We start from the raw sequence: 22,384 nt of genomic DNA, 5'->3' as shown, positions 1-22,384 counted from the left end.
AGTCTAATACTCAAATGTGTAATTTTCAGTGTTTGAGAGTGAGTTTTGAGCAAAATTCTAGATTGAGAGTCTATGCTCAAAAATTTCTCATTCTTTATTATCCCTTTGTCTCTGTTTTATGTAGCTCAGAGTTAGGGAAGAAATCAGTGCGATCGCAGCATAATTTATTTTTGCAGATGTTCACTACACATCAACAAGCGATCGCTATTCAACAATTAAAAAAAATTTATCTGGCGATGACTAAAAATAACGCTAAACTCTTATGACGAAAAAGCCCTGAAAGTCAATTTGATCACCACTGATGAAGTTAGCCGATATCCTCAAAGACTCAAATTACAAGCTGTCGCAGTTTGAGAAGCCTGAAATTGAGCAGTTAGAGCAAACAATTACCCTTAAAGAAACCAAAAACGGTGAAGTTCCTTATACCGTTTGTTTGGTGCGTCAAAAGGCGATTAAGCTCACACCAGAGGAAGCAATTCGGCAATTATATTTACGGGTTTTGCGCGATCGCTTGCACTATCCCCTCAGTCGCATTCAGGTTGAGTATGGGGTGAACTTTGGGCGAGAGGTAAAACGGGCGGACATCGTAGTGATGGACAAAGACCGTCCCAACACGGTTTACATGATTGTGGAGCTAAAAAAGCCAAAGCTCAAGGATGGCAAAGACCAGCTGCGCTCTTACTGCAATGCTACAGGTGCGCCGATCGCAGTTTGGACAAATGGCGATCAAATTTCCTACTACCAGCGCAAAGACCCCAATTATTTTGAAGACATTCCAGGGCTACCAAATGCGAATCAAACCCTAGCAGATATTCTCCAGATCAAGTTCACCCTGGAAGACCTGATTGCTAATGACAAGTTAGTGAAGGAGAATAAATCGCTCAAAACTTTGATTGAAGAAATGGAAGATGAGGTGTTAGCTAATGCTGGGGTAGATGTATTTGAGGAACTGTTTAAGCTAATTTTCACCAAGCTCTATGATGAGTGGTATTCTGGGCAGGGTAACAGGCGAGCTACCCGTTCTTTAGAATTTCGCAATACGGGACAGACAGAAGCCGCACTAAAAAATAAGATTCAGGATTTATTCGACAAAGCCAAGAAGAAGTGGGAAGGGGTGTTTAGTGAGGATGCCAAAATTAGCCTCACGCCGTCTCACCTGTCGGTTTGTGTGTCATCGTTGGAAAATGTGAAGCTGTTTAACTCCAACCTGGATGTGATCGATGAAGCGTTTGAGTATTTGATCAACCAGAGTAGCAAGGGCGAAAAGGGACAGTTTTTTACGCCGCGCTATGTAATTGATATGTGTGTGAAAATGCTCAACCCGCAAGAAGATGAGTACATGATAGATACGGCTGCGGGGTCATCGGGGTTTCCGGTGCATACAATTTTTCATGTCTGGCGGCAGATTTTAGAGGATGAGGGTTTGGCAGCAAGTCATTTGTTTTCGCTGGAAGATAAGCCGCCCCGGTGCAAAGAGTATGTGGAAGACAAGGTGTTTGCCATCGACTTTGATGAAAAAGCGGTGCGGGTAGCGCGGACACTAAACCTGATTGCAGGGGATGGACAGACGAATGTATTGCACCTGAACACCCTGGATTATGAACTCTGGGATGAAGTCACCGAGCAAGATGATTGGGATAACATTTACCATGAGGGATTCAGGCGACTGAAAAAGCTGCGACCGAAAGCTAGCAAGGACTATCGAGAGTTTCAGTTTGATGTGCTGATGGCGAATCCGCCCTTTGCGGGGGACATCAAAGAACCGCGCATGATTGCCCGCTATGACCTGGCAAAAAAGCCCGATGGCAAGTGGCAAACCAAGGTAGGGCGAGACATTTTGTTTATTGAACGCAACTTGGATTTTTTGAAACCAGGGGGGAGAATGGCGATCGTGCTTCCCCAAGGACGGTTCAACAACTCATCCGATAAAAACATTCGAGATTTTATTGCGGAACGCTGCCGGATTTTGGCGGTAGTGGGGCTACATGGCAACACCTTTAAGCCGCACACAGGCACAAAAACCTCAGTCCTATTTTTACAGAAATGGAACGACGACCCCAAAGCAGGCGCACTTTGTCCCCGACAGGATGACTACAACATCTTTTTTGCCACCATGCGAAAGTCAGGGAAGGATAACTCTGGAGACAAGATTTGGCGCAAGATTTCATCGTCTACGGCTTCACCAAGCGATGAGGAAATCAGCGATTTGATGCCGCCCTCGCCAGTGCAAAGAGTCGTTGGCGTAGAGAGCGATTTTTTGCAAGATGATCACAGTCATTTAGTGGTGGATCATGACCTGTATAACCACGAAGGAATGACGGAAGACGGCATTGCCGAAGCCTTTATTGAGTTTGCCAAAAAGGAGAAGCTCAGTTTTTTTGAACTCAGCCCATCTGTTATGCCGTTTGATGCAGTGAAGTATCAGCAGTTAATGGATGGGCTTGAAGCAGTTGAAGTAAGTTTAGGCGATGTAATTAAGCACAATATTACTTTTAGAATTGATAGTGAATTCTTCGAGACTAAGTATCTTGAAGTTGAGCAAGCTATTAAGTCTAAAACCAACACTCTGCTAGAATCCCTTGCAAACTGGATTACTCAGGGGCCAAATCCTAATTTTTCTCAAGATGAAAGTGATATTCACTGTCTCAATGGGAGGAATATTGCTGGAGGAACTGTTGCTTATGAAGGCTCTGATTACATTGCGGAATCTGAATATCACAATCTAGAGAGATTTCAGATAAAGAAGAATGATATTTTAATTACACTTAAAGGTTATGGTTCTATTGGAAAGCTTGGCTTTGTCAGTACGATTAAAAAGTCAATTTTTAGTCGAGACGTAGGCATTATTAGACTAAAGAAAAATACAATTAATCCAGCCTATTTATTTATATTCCTCCTAAGCCAACATGGAATTTTAACTATAGACAGGGGAAATACAGGAGGAACAGGGCAGAGAACCTTAACAACAACCTACTTAAAAAATATGTATATCCCTCGATTTAAGTTCGAGGATTTTATTGGTGAGTTTGTTTACAAATCGGAGGAACTTCTTAAGCAATCCAGCCTAATTTATCAACAAACTGAGGATTTGCTGTTGTCGGAGCTTGGCTTGAAGGACTGGCAACCCAAGGAAGAAACAGTTGCTGTCAAGAGTTTTGCTGAGTCGTTCCTATCCTCCGGTCGCTTAGACGCTGAATATTACCAGCCAAAATATGATGAGGTTGAGCGACGTATTAAAAACTATTCTGGTGGTTGGGATTATCTAGGTAACAAATTTTTCGTAGAAACAGGTGAATATTCAGAAGAATATTTTCCAAAATCAGTAAATTTCAAGTTTTATATTAGAAATACGAATATAGTTGGAGGCCAAATAAATATTGATGACAATTACTATGTTCAACCTGAGAAATTTTCAAAATTTGTTCAAGAAGGAGATATTTTAACAGCTAGAGTTGGAGCCATTGGTTCTTTTGGAAATGTATATAAAGAATTAAACGGATCTATCTATTCTGATAATGTTCTTTCTCTAAGACAGGTTCAGAAAGAAAATTTGCTGTCTAACGTATACACTTTGTATTTCAATACAAAACCTAACCGAGAGTTAATGGATAAATTCTCAGGAGGTTCTGTTCAACCGTTAATAACTCAAACTTCCATAAAATCTCTACCAATACCTATATTTGATTTGCAATTTCAACAAAAAATTAATTCAAGACTAGATGAGAGCTTTAAACTAAAAAAGAAATCTAAACAACTGTTGGAAATTGCTAAAACAGGAGTAGAACGGGCGATAGAGACTGATGAAGCAACAGCAACGACTTGGATAAACCAACAACTTGAAGCCTTGGGGGTAAGACTAACGTGATTATGCAGGCTGAAGCAAAGAAAATCCATACAACCGAAGAGTATCTCGATTTCGAGGTAAATTCAGATATTCGGCATGAGTATATCAATGGAGAAATAATCCCTATGACTGGCGGTACTCCCGAACATAATGAAATTGCCAGTATTCTTAATGCCGCCTTAAGAGTCAGTTTGAAAGGTAAACCTTACAGTATTTTTGTAGCGGATCAACGGCTTTGGATTCCTGAACGCAAGCTTTATACCTACCCGGATGTCATGGTTGTCCCCCGCCCACTCCAACGACAACAGGGACGAACTGATACGATTACTAACCCGGTGATGATTGCTGAAGTGCTTTCAAAATCGACCAAAAGCTACGATAGGGATGAAAAATTTTCAGCGTATCGTACCATTTCCACATTTCAAGAATATTTATTGATTGATCAGTACACTGCTCATGTTGAGCAATACTCTAAAACAGACTCCCACAAATGGATATTTACTGAATATGACGATCCAGAATCGTATATTTCACTTTCATCAATTCCCTTTGAAATTCGTTTAGCAGATATTTATGAAAGTGTTGAATTCGAGCCATAGTGGAAATTGCTAAACCAGTAGTAGAACGGTCAATTGAGACAGATGAAGCGACGGCAAAGACCAGGATAAACCAGCAATTAAAAGCCTTGGAGGTCAACCGATCATGATTACTCAACCTGAGACTAAACGTTACACCATTGATGAGTATTTAGAACTAGAAATCGCCTCCGAAACACGCAACGAATATTGTGATGGAGAAATCATTCCTATGACTGGTGGAACCCCAGACCATAATGATATTGCCAGCAACCTTGTAGCTATCCTAAAAGCAGCATTGCGGGGAAAGGCTTACCGGATATTTATCCTGGATCAGCGACTCTGGGTTCCCGATGTAAATCTCTATACTTACCCTGATGTCATGGTTCTACCCAAACCCATAGAACTGCAAACGGGACGCAAAGATACTGTGGTTAACCCCTGCTTTATCGCCGAAGTATTGTCTAAATCCACCCAAAATTATGACCGTGGTGAGAAATTTGTTGCTTATCGGACAATTTCGACTTTCCAAGAATATTTGCTGATTGATCAATATCGCATACATGTTGAGCATCATCTCAAAACAGCCGCCCATCAGTGGCTATTTTCAGAATACGATGACCCAAGTGTCACCCTTTCTTTGAGTACCTTGGAGTTGCAAATTCAAATTGCCGAATTTTACGAAAATATTGATTTTTCCACCGTTTGAGTTGAATGGCTAAAACAGGAAGAGACTGAGGCAGCGATCGCAATTTTATAACCATCATATAAATGATACAATATGATGCCTCTAGAACTGTATTCTTACAGTTATCTAGTTAAAAAACACTACTTCTCCCACTTAGGAGCAATTATGACAAAGAAACATCTGTCGGCGTTGGCACATCGCACACTGGTTATCTTTGTCACTATGCTAATGTCATCGGAGTTAATGATCACGGCGGCTAGGGCGAATCATCTCTACATAGCCCAAAAACCGCAAAATACCACTCCTGAAAGCCAAAGAGCCGCCACCCAAGCCAAACAACTGCTGCAAGAAGCACAACAATTATATGAACAAGGTACAGCGACAGGGCGGCAAGCGGCGATCGCAAAATATGAAGAAGCATTGAAAATTTGGCAGCAAATTGGCGATCGCAGTTACGAGGCTACCACACTCTTAGCGATCGGCACACTTTATTACACTCAAAATGACAATCAAAAAGCACTAGGATATTTTCAGCGAGGTCTAACTATTCGCCGCGAACAAAAAGACCGTTTTGGTGAAGCGGTGATGTTGAATTCTGTTGCTAATGCTTACGCTAACTTGGGTCAACCTCAACAAGCCCTAGAATTTTATAGCCAAGCATTACGATTATTTCGCACTGAAAAAAAACCTGATTTTATTGTTAATACTTTAATTGGTATTGGGGGCGTTTATTTCAATGCGGGGGAAACAAAACAAGCACTACAAGCTTATAATCAAGCCCTGGGAATTCAACGTCAACAAAAAAATTTAGATGGACAAGCCGATATTTTACAAATTATCGGCATTACTTACACTAATTTGGGTGAACCGCAAAAAGCTTTAGAGGCTTTTCAACAGTCCTTAGAAATTCAAAAGACGAGAAATAATCTGAGTGGACAAGCTGATGCACTCAACTATATCGGCGTACTTTATTTATCTATTGGTGATGAGCAAAAATCGCGGGAAGCTCTCAATCAATCGCTAAAACTGCAACAACAAAGTCAAGGTAATCTTTCAGGAATCGCTTTGGCATTTAACCTCAGTAAGCAAGCTGTAACTCTGACTGGAATTGCTGGTAGCTATTCTTTTAGTGAACCACAAAAATCTTTAGAATACTATAACCAAGCGCGATCGCTTTTACAAAAAGCAGGTAATCCCCATTCAGAAGCCGAACTATTAGGACAGATTGCATTAGTCTACGATAGATTAGGTGAAAAACAAAAAGCCCTTAATACTTTAAATGAAGCATTAACATTACAAAGGTTTACCAAAAATCGGGCGAGGGAAGCTTTCACCCTGGATACTATGGCTGGGATTTATGCTTCATTAGGAGATTATCAACAAGCAATTAATATTTACAATCAAGCCCTAAATATTGAACGTGAAGTCAAAGATGTGAAAGGGGAAGGCGATACACTAAAAAATATCGCTTCAGTTTATAAGTTGCTTGGTGATAATAAGGCAAGTATTGAAACTGCTAATCAAGCCCTAGAAAAATTTAAAACTACAGGCGATCGCGATAAAGAAGCGCAAACTTTAGATAATATTGGCAGTGCCTATCGCGCTTTAGAAAATTATCCCCAAGCCTTAGAATATTACAAACAAGCGCAGCAGTTACGCCGTGAACAAGGCAATGTGATAGGTCAAATTAGCGCCATTAGTGGTATCGTGCGAGTCTACGAAGCGTTAAAGGATTATCCTAAAGCCCTAGATGCTACTAACCAAATTTTGACATTAGCACAGCAAACAAAAAATAGTTTTGCCGAAACCAGTGCTTACGCTTTCTTCGGGAGAGTTTATTTAGCTGCGGGTGATTATCAAAAAGCCTTAGATGCTTCACAAAAAGCCGTGACTGGCTGGCAAAAATTAGGACAAAAAGAGGCTGAAGCCAACGTTATTGGTAATTTAGGCAGAACTTACAACGCCTTAAAGCGGACAGAACAAGCGATCGCCACTTATAATCAAGAATTAAAATTGCGCCAGAGCATTGGCGATCGCACCGGAGAAGCAGACACCCTGTATTATATAGCTCAGACAGAACGCGATCGCGGCAATCTCACCACTGCCCGTACCCACATAGAAAACACAATTAAAATTGTCGAAGATATCCGCACCAACGTTACCAGTCAAGACTTGCGGACATCTTACTTTGCATCTGTGCAGAAATATTACCAATTTTACATTGACCTATTAATGCGCCTACATAAACAAGAACCAGCCAAAGGTTATGATGCTTTGGCATTGCAAGTTAGCGAACGTGCTAGGGCGCGTAGTCTTTTAGACTTGCTCACTGAAGCCAACGCAGATATCCGCCAAGGCGTAAACCCCAAGCTACTGCAAACAGAACGCAACTTACAGCAACAACTCAATGCTAGAGAAAAACTCCGTATCCAACTTTTAAACGGTAAATATACGGAAGCCCAAATCCAAAATTTAGACAAAGAAACTGCACAACTACTACAACAGTATCAGCAAGTTCAAGTAGAAATTAAAAATAGCAGTCCCCGTTATGCAGCCCTAACCCAACCACAACCCTTATCATTAAAGCAAATTCAGCAACAAGTCTTAGATGATAATACCTTGCTCCTAGAATACTCCTTGGGAGAAGAACGCAGTTATCTTTGGGCTGTCAGCAAAAACGACATAACTAGTTACGAACTACCTAAAAGCGCCGAAATCAAAACCGCCGTCCAAAAATTCCGCGATGCTTTAACCGCCCCATCCCAAAGAACCAGTATTGCTAGAAGCAGCAAAGCCGCGGCAGAATTGTCACAAATGATACTTGCACCAGTCGCCCAGCAACTCGGAAAAAAACGCTTAGTTGTCGTTAGTGATGGCGCTTTACAGTATGTACCCATCACCGCATTAGCCGTCCCCAATAGCCAAACCTATCAGCCACTAGTCACAACCAACGAAATTATTTCCCTTCCCTCAGCCTCAACTATCGCCCTGCTGCGTCAGGAAGTCAAAGGGCGGAAAAAAGCTGCCAAAACCTTAGCTGTACTGGCAGATCCCGTATTTTCTGCCCAAGATGAACGCCTCAACGGTCAACCAGCAAATCGCCCAACGGTCACTCAAAACTTGAATCTCTTTGACCAGCAACAATTATCACGTTCAGCCAGAGAAGCAGATATTGACTTTGAACGGCTGCGTTTTACCCGTAAAGAAGCCGAGGAAATTCTCTCTTTCGTATCCAATAAAGAACGTAAGCAAGCCTTAGACTTTACCGCCAGTCGAGATGTCGCCACAAGTCCAGAGTTAAGCCAATATCAAATTATTCATTTTGCCACTCACGGCATTTTAAATAGCACCAATCCAGAATTATCTGGGGTCGTGCTGTCGCTGTTTGATAGCAAAGGAACACCCCAAAATGGCTTTTTGCGCCTCCGCGATATTTTTAACCTAAATTTGCCAGCAGAATTAATAGTTCTCAGTGCTTGTCAAACAGGCTTAGGTGAAGAAGTCAAGGGAGAAGGATTAGTTGGGTTAACCAGAGGATTTATGTATGCGGGAAGTCAACGTGTTGTAGTCAGTTTGTGGAGTGTTGATGACGAAGCTACATCAGAATTGATGAAATTATTTTATGCCAATATGTTACGCAAAAATTTAAAACCTGCGGCGGCGTTAAGGGCAGCACAAATAGAAATGTCACGTAATCCAAATTATGCTGCACCTTATTATTGGGCTGCATTTACATTACAAGGAGAGTGGAAGTAAAAATAATATTGAAATCAAGTCTGATTGACAGAAGAGGGATATCTCCTAAAATTACTGTTTCTGGGCGCAACCTTCTAAAACTTTATTACCCAATATCAAAACAGCCGAGTAAGGGTAGTTTTTATCTGACATCCCATCACTGCAAGCACTGACTTTTTCCAGAATTAGCATATTATTGCCCCTGAGTTTGTAAACTCTTACTAGATCAGCGGAGCGACCTGCTGCTGCTAGAGGTTTAACATAAGGAAACGTTTGTTTCTTCACCTCTGGAGAAGAGTAAACAATGCCATTTTTACTGACAGTTACGTTCCAAAAAGGTTCTGTACCTAAAGCGACAAATTTTTCACTGTTAGGAGTTACTGCTTGCAGGCTAGAACTGTGAACTAGTAAACCACCACTCAAGCTCAACAATGCAACATAAGGGATAAAAGCTTTCATTGCTCAAGATTTTTATGCGATGAATATTTAATAGATACACATTGACTATGCCAATTCCGCTTGGCAATAAAAAGCCCCAACAGCATTGGGGTTAAGATCGAATAGTTTTAACATTTCCAGAATAATAAATACTTGTAAGCTAATCGTCATTTAAGTTGCACCATGTTCATGGTAATAAAAGCTGCAAACCCTCTCCCCTGCTCCCTGCCCCCCTGCGGCCTCAATGTGCAAATTAAATGCTTAACAGCTTATGGGCTGTGAAAAATTTTGTATCTATTTCCAAGAAGATAGCGGCGGAACTTGTGTTAATTCATGGCTGAGAATTTCATGAATGTAGCCATTAGTGGCAAGAAGTCGACCGGAATTGATTTGCAAAGGACTACCATCATAGGCAGTGACTTTACCGCCAGCTTCTTGTAATAAAATTATGCCAGCGGCTATATCCCAAGGCGAGAGTCCTCGTTCCCAGTAACCATCAACACGCCCACAGGCTACATGGGCTAAATCAATGGATGCTGAACCGCTACGTCTCACCCCCTGGGTAAGATGAGTCAGGTGACAAAATTCGGCGTAATTATTATCTGAGGTTTCGCGGCGATCATAAGCAAAGCCAGTGACTAATAAGCTTTTACCCAATTCACTTGTTTCGGAAACTTGAATGGGGCGGCGGTTACGGGTTGCACCTAAGCCAGCCGCCGCCCGGAATAACTCATTATGCAACGGGTCATAAATTACGCCTACCTGTGGTACACCGTTAATTAATAGCCCTATAGAAACGGCAAAAAAAGGGTATTGGTGAGCATAGTTAGTAGTTCCATCTAAAGGATCGATCGCCCACAGAAATTCATTATCTTGATTGCCAATCTTACCTGATTCTTCCGCCAAAATAGAATGCTGCGGCAAGTGACGGTGCAGAATTTCTAAAACCACTGCTTCTGAGGCTTTATCCGCCGCCGTTACCAAATCACCAGGGCGGCCTTTTTCTGTGACTGCATCTTCTAATTTGCCTAAGTAACCTTGTAAAACTCCACCCGCAGCTAAAGCCGCCTCGGTAGCAATATCGAGAAAAGTTTGTAGTTGAGTCATTGGTTAGTCAAGAGTCAATAGTCAAGAGTCAATGGTCAATGGTCAAGAGTCAATAGTCAAGAGTCATTTGTAACTCTCCCCATATCTTCGACTCAGCACTTTCATCGATTCAAAAAGCGAAACTCCGCCGGAGTTTGACGCATAGGGTTTTCTGGGTTCCAAATCCCTTCTCCCATAATTCTCGCCCACTGTTGGGCGCGTTCTAGGCGTTGGTCGTATTTGTGATTAGGCGATCGCCCAACAAATAGCGCATATCCTTGTTTGACTATTTGTTCGTTTAATAACTGATTATCTTTCCAGACATAAGCCAGTGTTCGCCCCAGTTTATCTTTATTTTCAATATCAAACTCTAGTTTGATTGATTGTTCTATCCCCCCAATTAACTTTTCTAAACTTTGTCTAGCTTCATCGCCCCAGGGGTTTTGTCGCAAGTCTGGCGCATCAATCCCAATTAACCGCACTGGGGAAGCAAAATTAGGTTGTTCACCCATACCCAACACTTCTAAACTTTGCCCACTTACCACACGCGCCACTTTCACCAGGATTTGATGATCTGCGGGTTGACTTTTGGCTTGACAACTTACCAGTAGTAATAAGCAGGTTAATATAGCTATTTTTCGCGTCCAAAACCCAAAACGCCCTAAAACTGTAGCGATTTGCATATTTACTCCTGTTTCTAGTAGAGGCCAAAACGGCCTCTACTAGAAAAACTAAATTTTAATCTTCGTCTAATGGTAAACCTGCTTTGACTCTGCCTTTAGCAAAGTAACGCCCAAATTGGAGTTCGTAGACTTCATCCTCGTCTTGTGTCTCCACTTCTAAGTCTGAACGGGCGTAACTCACACACAGCAAAGCATAACCTTGCCGACGCAACTCTAAGGACAAACCAACCGCCTCTGGTTGGTCAACTTCTCCCGACAAAACCCTGACAGCGCAAGCGGTACAAGCCCCATTACGACAGGAAAAAGGCAATTCCACCCCTTGGTTTTCGGCAGAGTGTAGGATGTAGCGGTCATCTGGGACTTGGAGGGTGTATTCTTTGCCAGTGGCGCGATCGCGGACTTTAATTGTGTATGTACGGGACATCTTGATTTTGAATTTGGGTTTTGACCTTTAGATCTCTACTCTAAAATGTCTTTTAATATGTTGTTTGCACTTTCTATAATTTTATATTACAATAATAAATTGTGACACCTGGAGAGGTGGCCGAGTGGTTGAAGGCGCAGACCTGGAAAGTCTGTTTGGGGGTGACTTCAACGAGGGTTCGAATCCCTCCCTCTCCGTTTTTGTATATAGCAAAAATTGCAAAATTTTAAACTTTAGCTGGCTTTAGTTTAAAATTTTGTATTTTTATTGCAGCATCAAATACTTCTAAAGTTATTTAGACTCTTTAAATAATTATTCTTAGTCAATCTCAAATTCTGTTGTGTGACTATAGTCAGAGTCAATTAAAACCTGAATAATTGAAACTAAAAATGTTCTCCAGTTGTCATAATTAGGAATGAGCATTCTTTGAGCGTGAGCATTGAGTATAGCCATATACTAAAATGTGATGTTCAAAAATGGAAATCCAGGTTTTGGGCATCTATTGAGCATGAATGAGGGTTTGACGGGTAAAAATATTGAGATTGCGTTACTTGTATGGAATTTCACATTTCCGTAACTCCAGTAGGGCAGAATGACTACTTGGTGCGAACGGAACAAGTCGCGCCTGGGGTGCCATTGGCAGAAGAACTAGTGACTTGGCCTGTAGCTGATTGGTTAGCAGCCGCAGGACATTTGATGAATGATCCTTTGAGGTCAGTTTTACAGGGAGATGCGTTGATACAGTCCACCGCAGGCATCGCCAGAAACTCTGTAAACTTGGTGGCATTGGGTCAGCAATTTTATAATGCTCTGTTTAAAGGCACTCTCAGAGATAGTTGGATTACAGCTCAAGGCATTGCCCAAAACCATCAACAAGTACTGCGCCTCCGGTTAGGTCTTAAGGATAATAGGTTAGCACGTCTACCTTGGGAAGTCATGCACGCAGGCGATCGCCCTCTAGCAACGGGGCCTTATGTGGCATTCTCGCGCTACCAAAGTGGCATTCTCACCAACGCTCGCTTGCCCTCCAGAAATTTACCACAACTGCCAGAAGATGGTGTAGTTAGGGTTTTAATGGTGCTGGCATCGCCCACAGATCAAATGCGGCTGGGTTTGTTGAAGCAAGAAGCCCTGAGACTGCAAGCAGAACTGCACCGTCATGCCTCCCGCACGGCTGACAGTAGCATTTCCCTACCCGAAATTGAACTCACTATTTTAGATCAGCCAGGTAGAGAAGAATTAACCCAAGCCTTAGAACAAAGTAGATACCAAGTTCTTCACTACTCCGGCCATAGTGACTTAGGGCCAAGTGGTGGCGAAATTTATTTGGTTAGTAGCAGAACTGGCTTGACAGAAACCTTGAGTGGCGATGACCTAGCAGGTCTGCTCGTCAATAATAATATTCAAATGGCTGTGTTTAACTCTTGTTGGGGAGCATACACAGCAACAAGCGATACAACAGAAGAAACAGGCGAACGTAACCTGACTGAAAGTTTAGTCAGACGCGGGATCAAGTGCGTTTTGGCTATGTCAGAACGCATTCCTGATGAAGTTGCACTCACGCTGACACAACTTTTGTACCGGAACTTGAGTCAAGGATATCCGGTAGATTTATGCGTTAGTCGGGTGCGTCAGGGATTAATTTCAGCTTATGGTTCGCACCAAACTTATTGGGCATTACCAATTTTGTATCTTCAACCCGAATTTGATGGTTTTTTGGGAACAGAACTGCCGAATTTTACCAGTACAGAGTCGCTGAATGACAATAGCCGGAGTGTGAAGGTATCTTCTACCACAACTTATTCTGCTATGACGGATGAAGCCCAGATAGCTTTACCCATTGATGACATGATGCCGGGTTTAGGCCATGATACTTCCGAGTTGGATTGGTTGGGTGAAGAGACTTGGGGCGATTTAGTTGATGAAATTGAATATGACGACCCCAGTTATGCCGAAGATTCAGCCATAGTTTCGGATTTGTTTCGTCAGATAGATCAGCAGATACCCAGCAATAATGGTCAATCTCCCTTGACTGAAGAAGTACCACCCAATCACAGAGAAAATATTTTTACCACTAGACAAATGAGTGGCGAGGTAACACCCACTGATAGACAAGGATCATGGGGAAATTTGGGTGCAACACCCAACGAAACTGTATCAAGTCAGGAAGAAACTTGGCCGGCTTATGAAGCATCGTTACCCACATCTGTGCCTAAACTTCGTCGTTCTAATTGGCGACTGATTTTGAGTATTTTTGGGGTAGGTGCGATCGCTAGTATCCTCGGTTTCGGTTGGTGGTGGCAACTGCGCCGCACTTCAACTTTTGCCGACATCCCCCAAATACCCGTTCAGCAGTCTCTGTCTAGCAAAACTAATCCGAAAATCAATTTAGAAACTAGTCCCACAGCTATTATTGCTACTAGTGCCATAGAAAAATTAAGCCAAGGTGACTTGTCGGCTGGGTTGGTAGCTGTAGAAGAATTATTAAATCGTGGCGCATTACAATCTGCCCAAACTGCCCTAAATGTTGTGCCAATTAAGCAAGGAAATGATCCTGCACTCAACTTTTTTAAAGGACGACTAGCTTGGCAGTTAATTCAGACTGGAGATAAAAAATATACCATTGATGATGCCCGACGTTTTTGGGAAGTTGCAGTGAAAGCAGAACCAAACTCGGTTTTGTATACCAATGCTTTAGGGTTTGCCTACTACGCAGAAAGTAATGTAAATCGCGCTAATGATTCTTGGTTTAAGGCGCTAAATTTAGCTTTAAATCAGCAAAATTCCGCAAGTGTAGCCCTTTCTGTGCAGAATGCTCCCGTTCCTCACGATGCCTTGACTGCCTACGCTGGTTTAGCAATTGGATTGTATAAATCTGCACGCAGTCAACCGACGGTCAAACAAGGGCAATATATGAAAGAAGCGATTAAGTTGCGTCAATTGGTAATTAATCAAGACCCGGTAAATTTTCAAGTAAATAAATTAAGTAATAATTGGCTTTGGACAGAAAAGGCCATTGCTGATTGGCGATCGCTCCTGCAACAAAAAACTCAAGAATGAGCAACACTCTTCCCATTTAGCATCAAATTTTAGCTTGATAATTTATCTCATATATGATATGCAGAGCAAAGAAAATGTAACAATTTGTCTCTGACAGGGAAAGCAGAAGAGATAAGTTTCTGTAACATTAAATAATAATAATAATGATGTTCAAAATTAAGGAATTACTTCATGCCCTACACGAATGAAGAAGGTGGTCGTCTTAACAATTTTGCCCAAGAGCCAAAGGTTTATCGAGCAGAACCTCCAACAGCAGAGCAAAAGCGTAACTATATTATTCTTGGTGCAGTCGCCACAGTTTTGGTCGGCGGCTTAATTTTTGTCGCCTTTTCCGTTTCTCACCTCAGTTAAATAAAAACTGTTTTTGTTAATAAAATTTAATTTTATTGTGGTGTTGCAGGTTTTCGTTGTCAGGGGAACCTGTTTTTTATTGGTGATGTCAAGACTCTAAAGTCAAAATATTTATCCCAATTCTCTAAATCCAGACTATAGATAATTCTCCCCCTGCTCCCTGCTCCCTGCCCCTCTGCTGCCTATGTGTAGCCATATTTTGGGGAATTGGTATTATATGTATCGGCATAAAATTTTGCGTTCCGGCTTGACAATGGCAGTCATAGTTCAATAACGTTCAGTTAAGAACAATAGTAAGTAGAAAAGCCACTTGCGTGGTGATCCAGGCTGTGGGAAGATTACCCCGAACTAGATAGGTCTACTTAAAATAAACCTTGTTTAGGTGATGTACACTGTTTCTTGGCTGTTGAGCCACCATGAGCGTGAATGATCCGGCACACCACGATAATTTTGCTTGGAATCGGCAAGTATATCACCGTTTGAAACTTGCCCTCAGTTTGGGCTTAAGAAGACAACTGTTTTTAGCCGTATGTGACGATTTACAGTTGCGAAATCAAGTAGCAGCGCGGCTGCATTCAACGTTAGCTTATCCAGTTGGGCAAGTTTTATATCAGCCCCAAGATGGACAGGAAATTAGTAGCACTCCAGCTTACCCGCGATTAGTGACTTTGCGGTTGAATTTAAACGAGCCTAACCCTGTAGCCCAGATCAATCAATGGCTGGCTAATTATCCCCCACCAATTGTCGGTGTAACCAAAGACAACCCTGGTAGATCTTTACCAATACCGACATTTCAAATTGTGGGTGTAGAACAGCTAACAAAGCAACCTGTAGCAGTGCAACGGTTATTTTTACATTCTCTGCGCCTCTGTGAAGAAGCTTTTTCTAGCCAAGAATCTAGCGGATTTTTAGAATCTACGGTGTTGTTGTGGATTTCGCGTCCTTGGTTGTCAGCTATTCAGCAGTCAGCGCCCCAATTTTGGCGTTGGCGTACAGGTATATTTACCTTTGCGGGAGAACCCACGCCAGCAAAACGCAATGTCAATTATCCAGAACGTGTTTCTAATTCCAGAAATTTGGATTTCGGGAATTTAGAGGGGACTAGTGTCAACGAATCCACAATTGAAGCACCAAGCAAAACCCCACCTCCCGCAGAAAATGGTACGGTTCCTGTAGAAACACCAGCGAAGCGCCTTAGTAGTGTTTTAGAAATTCCCCCGCCACCGCCAGGATTTACCAAGCAAGAAGCTCACTTACCAGAATCTTTGGTTAAATCTAGTGAGACTACTAGCCCTACTCCATCACTGTCTGCGTTATCCCATATTAGCCAGGAGTTAACAGAGTTAGTATTAGCGACGATTAATGCCAAAATTGCTCAAGAAGAAGATGAGAATTGGCAACCACAACAGATTCTGTTGGTTATTGAAGAATTACACGTTAAGCAAGCTGCAAAAGAGGATTTGGCCGCAGCTTATCATCAGTTGGGTAACTTATATCGTTTGCGGATTGAGCAAGGACATTCCACCCTAGAAAACTTGATGGTATCAATTCTGGCTTATCAAGAAGCGATCGCCTACGATGAACAATCACCACAATTACCCGATATTCTCAATGATTTAGGCACATTGTACTGGATGTTGTACCGCACGCCACCCAATGTTGAGGCGGGACAAAATTACATTGAACAGGGGATTGAATTTTATCACTTAGCTTTGAAGATGATTTCTCCGCAGACTCACCCAGAAACTTATGCACGGGTGCAGAATAATCTGGGAACAGCATTCGGTGATTTAGCCAGGTTTTCTAACCCTGCGGAAAATTGGCAACAGGCAGTATCAGCTTATACAGAAGCATTAGCCCATCGGACTGTAGAGATGGATACGCTGAAATATGCGGCTTGTCAAAATAATTTAGGTACAGCGTACTGGCATCTGGGACAATATAATCAACCAGTGGTGCATCTGAAAAAAGCGATCACCGCATATAACCAAGCACTGGCTCATTACAATGCCGAACAAGAACCCCTCAAATATGGGATGATTCAAAACAATATCGGTACAGCCTACTGGAATTTAGCACAATACGAACAACCTGCCGACAATCTTCAGCAAGCTATTGATGTTTACTGCGAAGCTTTAAAATATCGCACCGCCGCCAATGTTCCCAGTGCTTGCGCCGCCACCCAAAATAATTTAGCTACAGCTTACTGGCATCTAGCGAATCTGCCGCAAACCACCAAAGAACGCAAGCAAAAGTTACTCAAATTATCAATTATTGCTTACGAAGAGGCGATTGCTTTGGCACATTCTCTCAATGGTATACCGCTAAGTTTTGATTTGTTGGCGGCTCATAATAACTTAGGACTAGCCCATTATCAGTTAGTAACAGATAATTCTTTTAATGGCGATAAATCCACGCGATCGCACCATTTAGAAATTGCATTAGATCACCATTTACAAGCTTTAAATGGATTAAGTAAACAACCAGAAGCTTATCAAACTACCTTTGCTTATATTGTCAAAACAATCCGCGCCTTCCACAACGAATTAGGCATTCAAGGACAAAATTTAGCTTTATCAAAAGTTCCTGGTCAATTGTTACCAGAAATTTTGGCAAAGTTGTGAAAAATTTATCACCTTTTAGCCACTATATAGCTATTAATCTTTTCCCCAAATATGTCTATTCAAATTCAAATCTTCCACAATATCGAGCATGAGATGTATATTTTCAAAATATTCTCGCATAGGGGCGAAGCTTAACATCTTTTTAAAAAGTTTAGGCTCAAAAATATCATCTGCATACTCAATAGCTATATAGATCATATTTTGCACAAATGACACATAAATATTTTTTCTAGCTTTCTTTCTAAACTGAACTAGCTTGACCATTAAATTGGTAGACAAAACATATCTGGCTTCAACTTGATTGTCACCATAAACAGTAAAGAATTGTGAAAACTCTGGGTCTTCTAATTTAACTAAATTTTCTTTATTTTGGTTCAAAGCATAAATATTTGTATTTAATAAATTCGGTAAAACTATAGTCTTACCACTAATCTTTTTATTAAAGTCGGCTTGAAAAAATAATCCTTTAAATACTGTTCTTCTAGACACCTCATTTTTCATGATTTCTTCTTCAAAATGTCTATAACTAATTTTTTCGCCTCGGAGTATTCTCACGATTATATAAGGAATACTTTTAACAAGCTTGATGACTAATAATATAGAATACAGTGGCAGTAAAAATCCAAAAACCATTCTAACGACAAATGGAGGAACCATCATGGAATGCAACATTTTTAAATGTTGAGAAAAAGAGAGATATTTTATCCACCGATGTTGTAATTCTACTTCTGTAGAAATTTCCGAAAAGAAAATTGGTGTTTCATGAACTTGTCCAAAAATACATTCTTGTTGCTGTATTCTATTAGGTTTTAATAAAGGTTGAAAAATCTGGCTATGAATAAAGGCAGACAGAGTATATTCATTATCTACTTCTGATGCGTAACTAGAATAATTTAGACTTTTATTGGTATTAATAAAGTCAAAAATCTTTTGAATAATTTTTGGTTTAAATCCCTCGGTATAGGTTTCTATAGCAGAAGTATAAAAAGCAATCCATCCCCATAAACAAGCTAAGAATCCTAGTAAAAATGAAAATATCAGAAAATATGGTAATGGAACTTGATTAACAAAACAAAAAATAAGATATTCGATAGGGAATAATTTGACTAAAAGGCAAAATATGATAAATATAATAATACTAACAAACGAGACTGATAGGATAGTTTGTTTTCTAACTGATTCCAGTTCTTTTAAATCATCCAACAAATTTTCTTGGCAAAATATTTTAAAATTATTTAAATTTCTCCTTGTGATTTTGGAATCATTGATTTTTTCTTTTGGCTGTTGAGACGTTGATTCTATCGCAGAATAATTATCTGGTAATAAAGTTGATATAAATTGCTTTGCCCAAATTTGTGTTACTTCTTGCTCACTATTAGTAAGTTGTTGACAAAGTGCGATCGCTTTTTCTAATTGTTCATTTCCTTTATAGGCTTTAACCAACCACATCTGCGCTTGATGATAATCTTTGAATCCTGCATCAGTCCCTTGATAAAATTCTTCTAAGGCTTGAACAGCTTCAGCATAACGGCGAAATTTTAGCGCTTTATTTCCAGTTATAAGTAATTTGGCTGCTTGTTCTGCTGTGAGGAGTTGTTGATGAGTCATTGTGGGAGTGGTTTGATTAGAGGCTATTTATACAAGAAATATTAATTAGTGGCGACTTGTTGTAGGCTGCGGATACAATTAGTTTTTTAATGCCACACTTTAGATTAGACAGTTCACTATAGTTATTAAAAATTGCCTAAGATATTAGCTAAATAGATTTCTAACATTTACAGTTTGTTTTTCTTGGGGCAAAATTTGGAATTGTACTTTTAACTGATAGTTCATCCATGATGCAAACAAATTTGTGGGAAACATTTCCACAACATTGTTATATTCGGTGACAGCACTGTTATAAAATCTTCGCGCGGCTGAAATCTGTTCTTCAATTTCAGTCAGCGAATACTGTAACTGGATAAAATGCTCGTTGGTTTTGAGTTCTGGATATGCTTCGACTGCGATGATGATATTATCCAAGTTTCTAGATATTTGGTCTTCTATCGTCACTCTTGTACTTTCACTTACACGTTCTGAAATTACTTTAGTTCTGAGTTTGACAATTTCGGTTAAAGTTTTCTGCTCAAATTCCATATATTTTTCTGCAATCGCTACAAGATTAGGTATCAAATCCCATCTTTTTTGCAACAATACATCAATGGTGGAGAAGGCATAATCAACCTGATTTTTACTTTTAATCAACTTATTATAAAGATTGGCAAATATACACGCAGTTATCAGCCAGAATGTAAATAATACTAAAGCTGGTGAAATAGACATATTGGTAACTGTAAATATATCAACTGATTTAAACCTGTTAATATGGATTTTAGTATCAATTAGTGCTAATTAATAACAGTGTTTTTAGGTAATAAGTTTCTTAAATTATCGTTTTAATCAGTATAAATAATGAAATAGGTTATATATTTAGTATGCTTATTTTTGAGTTCGATGATTGAACATTTAGTATTAATGTAAATTAAAATCTATTATTAATTTTTTCAGGTATATTTACTTAAATTCATTTCTGAACAATTAGATCCCCGAATTCTTTAAAAAGTCGGGGATCTGAATCTCACGAGTCAATGAGCTAGAGGAGTTGCTTGTTTTTTTAATTGGTCAATTACCGCAAAACGGATATCACGTTTTTCTGTAATTAACTTAATTCCAGCTTGCTGAAAATTTAAGAAATCTAATCCTTGTTCTTTACCGCTAATTAAAAAATCATTAATAGCCACTGTATAAATCTTTTGTAAATCAAGATTTTGACCATTAATTAACCAATGTCCGGATTTTTTTTCTTGAGTAACTTTAGCTGTTTGCAGGTAGCCACCAGTCCCTTTATTAGCTTGTCCTTGCTCTAGTACTCTTTTTAATAATTCGCCATTCATTTCTACCGCCACAACTTTACCACCAAAAGGTAGTATGCGAATGACATCATATTGCGTAATTGACCCTGGCGGAATTACATCATCAACTCGAATTGAACCACCATTAAATATAGCTAAATCTGCATTTGGAACTTCCTGCAACATCGCCTCACCAATTAACTTGGTTAGCTTTGTAGGTTTATTCCGGACGCTGGCTTCTAAACCATCTAGAGGAACGGGAATTTTAGCTACTTCTTGGGTTGGTTCAAAACCATTAGCGCGAAATGCTTGATAACCGCGGTTTAGCCATTCTTTGACTATTTGTGCTGTTTTCGGTTCTTCAGGAATTTTATCGGTAATTGGCATTAAACGAGAGTTAATTTCCAGGTTACGCTTTTTGGTGTCGTAGCGCAGTTGATGAATATATACTGTACGTGCGTTCGCATCGGCTTTAAATATTGGGGTAAAATCCCGATCCCGCCATTGTTGAATATTTTCGTGTTCGTGACCGCCGATAATCAGGTCAATTTCTGGTATTGTTTCTGCAAGTGTGCGATCGCTCTCTATGGGTAAATGAGTTACAGCTACCAAAATATCGACTTTTCCCTTCAACGCTGCTACCTGCTGTTTGGCTACCGTTAAGGGATCTGTGTAACTGACGTACTTTTGTTTATTACTATCGAGAGTGACACCAATTAACCCAACTCTGACAATAGCACCGCGATCGCCTTTAACATTAAATACTATCGACCTAGGGACACTTTTGAAAGGTTGACCTTGACTATCCGACACATTCCCAGAAAACCAACGAAACCGAGATTCTTGCAATCGTTGATAAAATAAGTTTTCTGGTAAGTCAAATTCATGATTGCCAAAAGTTGCATAGTCCAAACCTAAAGCATTCAACACAGCTACCATCTGCTGTCCTGCTAAAGGTATACCGTTAATTTTGGCTGTTCCTAAAGCCGAAGGACTGAAAAAATCTCCAGCTAACACAGTATAAGTGCGCGGGTTTGTTTGACGTAATTGTTTTCTTACAGTAGCGACACGCGCCAAACCACCACGACTTCCCCCTTCCACTGGTGTAATTTCGTAGATGTCATTCAGCTGCAAGAGATTAATATTGACAATTTCTGCAAATACCGGAGTTGTGAAAGTAACTGTAGCTAATAGCTGTAAAAATATGCTGCACCCAGGTAATATATGTTTCATATTTTTTGATTAGCAGATTTTATCTAGATAATTGATAAATTGATTTTTGTCACGCCACTACGTATATTGCCAAAATCAAATATACATTTGAATATTTAATATTTACTTAATATATAGTGAGTTGCATATCACCGACTTCTATAAGAAGTCGGTGATATTTTTTGCAAATAATAAAAAAGCTAAAAATTCAGGTAATACCAAAAGATAGAAGATATCCCTGAGATAAAAACTTATTGTAATAACGCAACTTCTATCTCAGGTTAATAATTGTGACTAAAAGTGAAATTGTGCATCAACAAAGACCGCTGATTGTCGCGGGAATTATTTTAGGATTGGGTTTAAGTGGTTTTATTGACGGAATTTTACTGCACCAAATCTTGCAATGGCATCACATGGTCAGTACTATTAAACCTTTAACCAACGACTCTAATATAGATTTAAATATGGTGTGGGATGGCTTATTTCATGCCTTAGACTTTGGATTAACCGTGACAGGAATCATCCTTTTGTGGCGTGCTGGCGGTCGTGATGATGTTGATTGGTCATCATCAACCTTTTTTGGGTCTATACTCATCGGAGCAGGATTATTTGATGTAGTTGAAGGCATAATTGACCACCAAATTCTCGGTATCCATCATGTGAAGCCAGGAACAAATCAGTTAGCTTGGGATTTGGGATTTCTCGTATTTGGTGCGTTGCTTGTGTTTGTTGGCTGGATAATGCTACAAAAGAGCAAAAAAAGTTACTAACTT

16 protein-coding genes and 1 tRNA gene are annotated in these 22,384 nt (G+C 40.2%); 10 read left to right on the top strand and 7 right to left on the bottom strand.

Annotated elements, in window-relative coordinates; all coding sequences use genetic code 11:
• Positions 1–38 precede the first annotated feature (38 nt).
• The 5 genes from AC504W_RS16115 (at position 39) to AC504W_RS16095 (ending at position 8,863) form a co-directional block, all read left to right on the top strand.
• On the top strand, positions 39–266 hold the full coding sequence (locus tag AC504W_RS16115) for a hypothetical protein (RefSeq protein ID WP_494873300.1): 228 nt from the start codon (positions 39–41) through the stop codon (positions 264–266).
• A 35-nt stretch (positions 267–301) separates the two neighbouring features.
• Positions 302–3,865, top strand: coding sequence for an N-6 DNA methylase (locus tag AC504W_RS16110; RefSeq protein ID WP_494873299.1), 3,564 nt, complete (start codon positions 302–304; stop codon positions 3,863–3,865).
• A gap of 2 nt (positions 3,866–3,867) precedes the next feature.
• Positions 3,868–4,443 carry a Uma2 family endonuclease gene (locus AC504W_RS16105; protein ID WP_494873298.1) on the top strand — a complete coding sequence of 192 codons (576 nt, stop codon included), beginning with the start codon at positions 3,868–3,870 and terminating at the stop codon, positions 4,441–4,443.
• A gap of 103 nt (positions 4,444–4,546) precedes the next feature.
• Positions 4,547–5,128 carry a Uma2 family endonuclease gene (locus AC504W_RS16100; protein ID WP_494873297.1) on the top strand — a complete coding sequence of 194 codons (582 nt, stop codon included), beginning with the start codon at positions 4,547–4,549 and terminating at the stop codon, positions 5,126–5,128.
• A 144-nt stretch (positions 5,129–5,272) separates the two neighbouring features.
• Positions 5,273–8,863 carry a tetratricopeptide repeat protein gene (locus AC504W_RS16095; RefSeq protein ID WP_494873296.1) on the top strand — a complete coding sequence of 1,197 codons (3,591 nt, stop codon included), beginning with the start codon at positions 5,273–5,275 and terminating at the stop codon, positions 8,861–8,863.
• Positions 8,864–8,914: 51 nt separating this feature from the next.
• Here AC504W_RS16095 and AC504W_RS16090 read toward each other — a convergent pair whose 3' ends face one another.
• The 4 genes from AC504W_RS16090 to AC504W_RS16075 all read right to left on the bottom strand — a co-directional run bounded on the left by AC504W_RS16090 (position 8,915) and on the right by AC504W_RS16075 (position 11,473).
• The gene (locus AC504W_RS16090) at positions 8,915–9,301 is read right to left on the bottom strand and encodes a COG3650 family protein (RefSeq protein ID WP_494873295.1); all 387 of its coding nucleotides are present in this window, start codon (positions 9,299–9,301) and stop codon (positions 8,915–8,917) included.
• Between the two features lie 273 nt (positions 9,302–9,574).
• Positions 9,575–10,387, bottom strand: a complete 813-nt coding sequence (locus AC504W_RS16085) for an inositol monophosphatase family protein (protein ID WP_494873294.1) — start codon at positions 10,385–10,387, stop codon at positions 9,575–9,577.
• Between the two features lie 101 nt (positions 10,388–10,488).
• Positions 10,489–11,049, bottom strand: a complete 561-nt coding sequence (locus AC504W_RS16080; protein ID WP_494873293.1) for a thermonuclease family protein — start codon at positions 11,047–11,049, stop codon at positions 10,489–10,491.
• A 55-nt stretch (positions 11,050–11,104) separates the two neighbouring features.
• Entirely contained in the window at positions 11,105–11,473 is a 369-nt protein-coding gene (locus AC504W_RS16075; protein WP_096577961.1) for a 2Fe-2S iron-sulfur cluster-binding protein, read from the bottom strand.
• Between the two features lie 110 nt (positions 11,474–11,583).
• Between AC504W_RS16075 and AC504W_RS16070 the strand changes: the two genes are divergently transcribed.
• The 4 genes from AC504W_RS16070 (at position 11,584) to AC504W_RS16055 (ending at position 17,508) form a co-directional block, all read left to right on the top strand.
• A tRNA-Ser gene (locus AC504W_RS16070) sits at positions 11,584–11,670 on the top strand.
• A 358-nt stretch (positions 11,671–12,028) separates the two neighbouring features.
• A complete protein-coding gene (gene hetF / locus AC504W_RS16065) occupies positions 12,029–14,533 on the top strand; it encodes a cell division protein HetF (RefSeq protein WP_494873292.1) in 2,505 nt (834 codons plus the stop codon).
• 171 nt (positions 14,534–14,704) lie between these two features.
• Complete coding sequence (gene psb34, locus AC504W_RS16060) at positions 14,705–14,884, top strand: photosystem II assembly protein Psb34 (RefSeq protein ID WP_494873291.1); 180 nt, start codon at positions 14,705–14,707, stop codon at positions 14,882–14,884.
• Positions 14,885–15,300: 416 nt separating this feature from the next.
• On the top strand, positions 15,301–17,508 hold the full coding sequence (locus tag AC504W_RS16055) for a tetratricopeptide repeat protein (RefSeq protein WP_494873290.1): 2,208 nt from the start codon (positions 15,301–15,303) through the stop codon (positions 17,506–17,508).
• A 33-nt stretch (positions 17,509–17,541) separates the two neighbouring features.
• Here AC504W_RS16055 and AC504W_RS16050 read toward each other — a convergent pair whose 3' ends face one another.
• The 3 genes from AC504W_RS16050 to AC504W_RS16040 all read right to left on the bottom strand — a co-directional run bounded on the left by AC504W_RS16050 (position 17,542) and on the right by AC504W_RS16040 (position 21,632).
• Positions 17,542–19,116 (bottom strand): DUF3137 domain-containing protein, encoded by a 1,575-nt coding sequence (locus tag AC504W_RS16050; protein ID WP_494873289.1) that lies wholly within the window; start codon positions 19,114–19,116, stop codon positions 17,542–17,544.
• Positions 19,117–19,260: 144 nt separating this feature from the next.
• Positions 19,261–19,830: a LemA family protein gene (locus tag AC504W_RS16045; RefSeq protein ID WP_494873288.1), complete on the bottom strand. Its 570-nt coding sequence runs from the start codon at positions 19,828–19,830 to the stop codon at positions 19,261–19,263.
• A gap of 302 nt (positions 19,831–20,132) precedes the next feature.
• The gene (locus AC504W_RS16040) at positions 20,133–21,632 is read right to left on the bottom strand and encodes a bifunctional metallophosphatase/5'-nucleotidase (RefSeq protein ID WP_494873287.1); all 1,500 of its coding nucleotides are present in this window, start codon (positions 21,630–21,632) and stop codon (positions 20,133–20,135) included.
• A gap of 266 nt (positions 21,633–21,898) precedes the next feature.
• Between AC504W_RS16040 and AC504W_RS16035 the strand changes: the two genes are divergently transcribed.
• A complete protein-coding gene (locus AC504W_RS16035) occupies positions 21,899–22,381 on the top strand; it encodes a DUF2243 domain-containing protein (protein WP_494878669.1) in 483 nt (160 codons plus the stop codon).
• The last annotated feature ends 3 nt before the right edge of the window (positions 22,382–22,384 follow it).

The organism is Nostoc sp. C96 (assembly GCF_059384975.1).
This window is presented reverse-complemented; position numbering and strand designations above follow the sequence as displayed.

What these genes read in the sequence shown, in the direction of transcription:
- AC504W_RS16100 (WP_494873297.1), top strand. Translation starts at nt 4,547, where the DNA reads ATGATTACTCAACCTGAGACTAAACGTTACACCATTGATGAGTATTTA.
- hetF (WP_494873292.1), top strand. Translation starts at nt 12,029, where the DNA reads ATGGAATTTCACATTTCCGTAACTCCAGTAGGGCAGAATGACTACTTG.
- AC504W_RS16105 (WP_494873298.1), top strand. Translation starts at nt 3,868, where the DNA reads ATGCAGGCTGAAGCAAAGAAAATCCATACAACCGAAGAGTATCTCGAT.
- AC504W_RS16050 (WP_494873289.1), bottom strand. Translation starts at nt 19,116, where the DNA reads ATGACTCATCAACAACTCCTCACAGCAGAACAAGCAGCCAAATTACTT.
- AC504W_RS16040 (WP_494873287.1), bottom strand. Translation starts at nt 21,632, where the DNA reads ATGAAACATATATTACCTGGGTGCAGCATATTTTTACAGCTATTAGCT.
- AC504W_RS16080 (WP_494873293.1), bottom strand. Translation starts at nt 11,049, where the DNA reads ATGCAAATCGCTACAGTTTTAGGGCGTTTTGGGTTTTGGACGCGAAAA.
- AC504W_RS16090 (WP_494873295.1), bottom strand. Translation starts at nt 9,301, where the DNA reads ATGAAAGCTTTTATCCCTTATGTTGCATTGTTGAGCTTGAGTGGTGGT.
- AC504W_RS16095 (WP_494873296.1), top strand. Translation starts at nt 5,273, where the DNA reads ATGACAAAGAAACATCTGTCGGCGTTGGCACATCGCACACTGGTTATC.
- AC504W_RS16045 (WP_494873288.1), bottom strand. Translation starts at nt 19,830, where the DNA reads ATGTCTATTTCACCAGCTTTAGTATTATTTACATTCTGGCTGATAACT.
- psb34 (WP_494873291.1), top strand. Translation starts at nt 14,705, where the DNA reads ATGCCCTACACGAATGAAGAAGGTGGTCGTCTTAACAATTTTGCCCAA.
- AC504W_RS16085 (WP_494873294.1), bottom strand. Translation starts at nt 10,387, where the DNA reads ATGACTCAACTACAAACTTTTCTCGATATTGCTACCGAGGCGGCTTTA.
- AC504W_RS16110 (WP_494873299.1), top strand. Translation starts at nt 302, where the DNA reads ATGAAGTTAGCCGATATCCTCAAAGACTCAAATTACAAGCTGTCGCAG.
- AC504W_RS16055 (WP_494873290.1), top strand. Translation starts at nt 15,301, where the DNA reads ATGAGCGTGAATGATCCGGCACACCACGATAATTTTGCTTGGAATCGG.
- AC504W_RS16075 (WP_096577961.1), bottom strand. Translation starts at nt 11,473, where the DNA reads ATGTCCCGTACATACACAATTAAAGTCCGCGATCGCGCCACTGGCAAA.